This window comes from Aeromicrobium sp., assembly GCF_036676885.1.
In the GTDB taxonomy this organism is placed as follows: domain Bacteria; phylum Actinomycetota; class Actinomycetes; order Propionibacteriales; family Nocardioidaceae; genus Aeromicrobium.
Genome location: NZ_JAKFCB010000395.1, coordinates 1 through 4825 on the forward strand (window position 1 = coordinate 1; position 4825 = coordinate 4825).

General features: G+C 68.6%; 4 protein-coding genes. 3 read left to right on the plus strand and 1 reads right to left on the minus strand.

What is annotated here, in order from left to right:
- Nucleotides 1-1088, minus strand: a 1088-nt coding sequence (locus V6M46_RS18705) for a wax ester/triacylglycerol synthase family O-acyltransferase (RefSeq protein WP_332667893.1), incomplete at its 3' end; no start/stop codon positions are given.
- 131 nt (nucleotides 1089-1219) lie between these two features.
- Here V6M46_RS18705 and V6M46_RS18710 point away from each other — a divergent pair.
- From V6M46_RS18710 to V6M46_RS18720, 3 genes are all read left to right on the plus strand, one after another.
- Nucleotides 1220-2275, plus strand: a complete 1056-nt coding sequence (locus tag V6M46_RS18710) for an alpha/beta hydrolase (RefSeq protein WP_332667895.1) — start codon at nucleotides 1220-1222, stop codon at nucleotides 2273-2275.
- 5 nt (nucleotides 2276-2280) lie between these two features.
- Nucleotides 2281-2718: a hypothetical protein gene (locus V6M46_RS18715; protein ID WP_332667897.1), complete on the plus strand. Its 438-nt coding sequence runs from the start codon at nucleotides 2281-2283 to the stop codon at nucleotides 2716-2718.
- Nucleotides 2719-2773: 55 nt separating this feature from the next.
- Nucleotides 2774-4825, plus strand: a 2052-nt coding sequence (locus V6M46_RS18720; protein WP_332667899.1) for an FdhF/YdeP family oxidoreductase, incomplete at its 3' end; no start/stop codon positions are given.

Sequence of the window (4825 nt, forward strand, 5' to 3'; positions counted from 1 at the left end):
ATCGGCGTCAGCGCCAGTGGCAGCATCTGCAGCGCCGAGAACGCCAGGATCTGGGTCGGCGTGAGGTCGCCGAGGATCTTCTTGGCCTTGCGCGACGAGTAGGCGATCTCCTCGAGGCGGGTCGCGCCCTGGTCGCGGTCGGTGGCGAGGTTGACGATGATCGCACCGGTCGCGTTGCCCGTCCCGGCGTCCTTGCCGGCCGACTCAGCACGCAGCGACAACGACACCGGCACCATCGCGGTCATGGGCTCGTCCGGCAGGGCGTGCTGCTCGATGAGGTAGTCCCGCAGCGCTCCGGACACCATCGCCAGCACCACATCGTTGAGCGTCGTGGCCGATGACTTGGCGACCCGCTGGATCCGCTCGATCTCCCAGGACTGGGCAGCGAACCGGCGCGCTCCGCCGATCGACCCGTTGAGGATCGTCTTGGGCGCTCGCGGCAGCGTGACGTCGCCCTCGCGGATGATCTGGTTGGCGATCTTGAGACCCGCTGGCACCAGGCCTGCGATGTCGCCGGCCGCGCCCGCTCCCGTACGCACGAGGGCCATCGGGTCGAAGCCCTTCTTGTCGCCCGAGGACTTCTTCGCCGGCAACGCCCACGGCGGCAGGCAGTCCCGTGCGTCCGGATCCTCACTCAGCGAGCGCTGCATGAGCCGCAGCGCCGACACGCCGTCGACCATCGCGTGGTGGACCTTGGTGTAGACCGCGATCCGGCCGTCCTGCAGTCCCTCGACGACGTGGACCTCCCACAGCGGGCGGTGCCGGTCCAGCAGCGATCCGTGCCACCGCGAGGTCAGTTGCAGCAGCTCGCGGATCCGGCCCGGGCTCGGCACGGCCGAATGGCGTACGTGGTGGTCGAAGTCGATCGTCTGGTCGGTCTTCCAGCGCGTGCCGACCGGTTCACCCGGGCGTCTGCGGAACATCGGGGAGATGTTGTCGGTCTGCCGGTACGCCTCGAGCAGCTCTCGGGCGAACTCGGGACCCGATCCGTCCGGTGGCACGAACAGCTGCAGGCCGCCCACGTGCATCGGATGATCACGGTTCTCTGCCAACAGGAACATCGAGTCCGTGGGTGGCATGAACGACATCGGTGATCCTCCGAAAAAGTTGAACGTACGCGCAGTACGCTAACGATCGCATGTGGCGCAAGTCACTTTGTGTGAAATATTCGTTAACGCATGTCGGTTGAATGTTGCATCACCGTCTGAAGGGGATTCCGATGGCACCGCACCTGTCACTGGCCGCTCATCCGCAGTTCTTCCGTGGTGCCAGCATCCAGTCCCGGCTCCTCGGCTTCGGGCTGCGTCACACCGTACGCCCCATGCTCGGGGCGTGGGCGCGGATGCCGTTCGACGTCTTCCCGCCCAACGTCGTCGAGCAGATCGCCCGGATCCTCCCGGTGCACGAAGGCACGATGTGGCGCGCGGTCGACCTCGCGGAATGCGGCAGCGAGTGGCTCCAGGCCAAGGGCGTCTCGGACATCCACGGCGGCAATGCCGGTGCGATCCTCTACTTCCACGGAGGCGCCTTCATCACGTGTGGGCTCAACACGCACCGCCGCCTGGTGTCCCGCATCTCCTACAGCGCCAAGCAGCCCGTGCTCAACGTCGGCTACCGCCAGATGCCCTACGAGCCCATCACCGAGTCGGTCGCCGACGGCGTCGACGGCTTCCGCTGGCTGCTCTCGCAGGGCTACGCCCCCGAGGACATCACGATCGCCGGCGACTCGGCCGGCGGATACCTCGCCTTCAGCGTCGCCCGCGCCGTCATGGACAACGACTGGGGGCAGCCCGCGGGAGTCGTCGCGATCTCGCCGCTGCTCGACTTCGACCCCGCCGGCAAGCACGCCCACCCCAATGCCAACCGTTGCGAGACGTTCCCGATGAGCGCGGTCGCCAAGCTCAGCGACATGTCGCTGCGGATGGACACGCGCCGGGGCATCTCCGGAAGCCGCGTCGACCCGGTCAACATGCCGCTCGCCGACATGCCGCCCGCCCTGATCCATGTCGGCTCCAACGAGGTCCTCATGGCCGATGCCGAGCTGATGGCCAACCGCCTGGTCTCCGCCGGTGTGCCCTGCGACCTGCAGGTGTGGGACCGCCAGGTCCACGTGTTCCAGGCCGCCGCCTCGTGGGTGCCCGAGGCACGCGTCGCGATCGACGAGATCGGCACGTTCGTCCGCGGTCTGGCCGAGCGGGAGGCCACCGGCACCGCGCCGGTCGCCGCGCCAGCCCCGGCGGCGCGCTCGCGCAGCAGCAGGACGGCCGTACGCTGACCGGTGTGAACCGCACCGACCTCGTCGCCGAGCTCGCCAAGAAGTCCGGACTGCTCTGGGTCTCGTACGCCGGACGCACCCACGCCGTGTGGCACGAGTGGGTCGGCGACGCGGTGTGCGTCGTCGCCGGCGGCTCGGAGCAGCCGCTCCCCGACATCGAGCGCCACGAGACCGTGATGCTGAGCCTGCGCAGCAAGTCGACCCGCGCGCTGGTCGCCAAGGCCAAGGCGAAGGTCGAGGTCGTGACCCCGGAGTCGGAGCACTGGGAGCCGGTGACGACGGCACTCAAGTCCGGCCGGCTCAACCTCGACGACGGAGATCACGCCGTCGAGCGCTGGGCCGGCGAGTCAGTTGTCGTACGCCTCGTGCCCACCGACGACATCTCGCTGGCGGACCAGATCGCCACGACGATCGGGCACACATCGCCCCATCTGACGCGGTGACCCCACGTCATACGGGTAGGTCGTGCGAGGCAGGATGGACCGAAGAAGGGCTGACATGTCGGACAAGATGATGAACGAGGACGAGCTCGAGGTCCACGACCCCAAGCAGGCGGCCGCCGGAGTGACGGGCGTCCGTGTCTCGCTGCAGCGCGCGGTGTCCCACATGGGCGTCAAGAACACCGCCAAGACGCTGCTCAAGCTCAACCAGGCCGACGGCTTCGACTGCATGAGCTGCGCGTGGCCGGATCCCGATCCGGAGAACCGGCACACCGCCGAGTTCTGCGAGAACGGCGCCAAGGCCGTCGCCGAGGAGGCGACCAAGGAACGGGCGACCCCGAAGTTCTTCGCGCGCCACAGCATCGCCGACCTGGCGGCCCACGACGAGTACTGGCTCGGGCAGCAGGGCCGCATCACCCATCCATTGGTCAAGCGGCCGGGCGGCACCCACTACGAGGAGATCGGTTGGGAGGAGGCGCTCCGGCTGATCGGCGACCAGCTCAACTCACTCGCCAGCCCCGACGAGGCGATCTTCTACACCTCGGGCCGGGCGTCCAACGAGGCTGCGTTCCTCTACCAGCTCTTCATCCGCGCCTACGGCACCAACAACATGCCCGACTGCTCCAACATGTGCCACGAGTCCAGCGGCACCGCGCTGACCGAGTCGATCGGCATCGGCAAGGGCAGCGTCAGCCTGCGCGACATCTACGACGCCGAGTGCATCGTGATCGCCGGCCAGAATCCCGGCACCAACCACCCGCGGATGCTCTCGGCGCTCGAGATCGCCAAGCGTCGCGGCGCCAAGATCATCTCGATCAACCCGCTGCGCGAGGCCGGCCTGGTCAACTTCCGCAACCCGCAGAAGCCGCGCGGGGTGGTCGGCAAGGGCACGGACATCGCCGACCTGCACCTGCCGATCCGGCTCAACGGCGACCTGGCGCTGTTCCAGGCGATCGGTTCGCTGCTGCTGGAGTGGGACGCGATCGACCACGAGTTCGTCGAGCGCCACACGGCTGGCTTCGAGGCGTGGGCCGAGCACGTACGCGCCGTGGACTGGGGCGTCGTCGAGACTGCGACAGGTCTCAGCCGCGCCCAGATCACCGAGGCGGCCGAGATGATCCGCGCTTCGGACGCCACGATCTACTGCTGGGCGATGGGACTGACCCAGCACCGCAACTCGGTCGCGACGATCCGCGAGGTGGCCAACCTCGCCCTCGCACGCGGCGACATCGGCAAGCGGGGCGCCGGGCTGTGCCCCGTACGCGGGCACTCCAACGTCCAGGGCGACCGCACGATGGGCATCTGGGAGCGGGTGCCCGACCACTTCCTCGACTCGCTGCAGCAGGAGTTCGGCTTCGATCCGCCGCGCGATCACGGGTTCGACACCGTCGACGCGATCCGTGCGCTGCGTGACGGCAAGGCCCAGTTCTTCATGGCGCTCGGCGGCAACTTCGTCCAGGCCGCACCCGACACCGAGGTGACCGCCAAGGCGCTCCGCAGCGCCGCCATGACGGTCCAGGTGTCGACCAAGCTCAACCGGTCACACCTCGAGTGCGGCGACACGGCCCTGATCCTGCCGACCATGGGCCGCACCGAGAAGCACGTGTCCCCCGCCGGCGAGCAGTTCGTCACGGTGGAGGACTCGATGTCGGCCGTGCACGCGTCCCGCGGCGTCCTGCCGCCGGTGAGCCCACACGTACGCTCCGAGGTCGCGATCGTCGCGGGCCTCGCCGAGGCGACGATCGGCGATCGCCACGGCATCGACTGGCCCGCGATGGCGATCGACCACCACATCATCCGCGAGCACATCTCCCGCGTCGTGCCCGGCTGCGAGGAGTACAACCACAACGTCGACCGGCCCGGCGGCTTCGTCATGCCGCACCCGCCCCGTGACTCCCGCACGTTCGAGACCGCCAGCGGCAAGGGCGAGTTCGCAGCGTCGCCGATCGAGCTCCTGCACGTACCGGAGGGCCATCTGGTCCTCCAGACGCTGCGCAGTCACGACCAGTTCAACACGACGATCTACGGGCTCAGCGATCGCTACCGTGGCATCGAGGACGGCCGCCGCGTCGTGTTCGTGCACCCCGACGACATCACGGCGCTCGGCTTC

What these genes read in the sequence shown, in the direction of transcription:
- V6M46_RS18710 (WP_332667895.1), top strand. Translation starts at nt 1,220, where the DNA reads ATGGCACCGCACCTGTCACTGGCCGCTCATCCGCAGTTCTTCCGTGGT.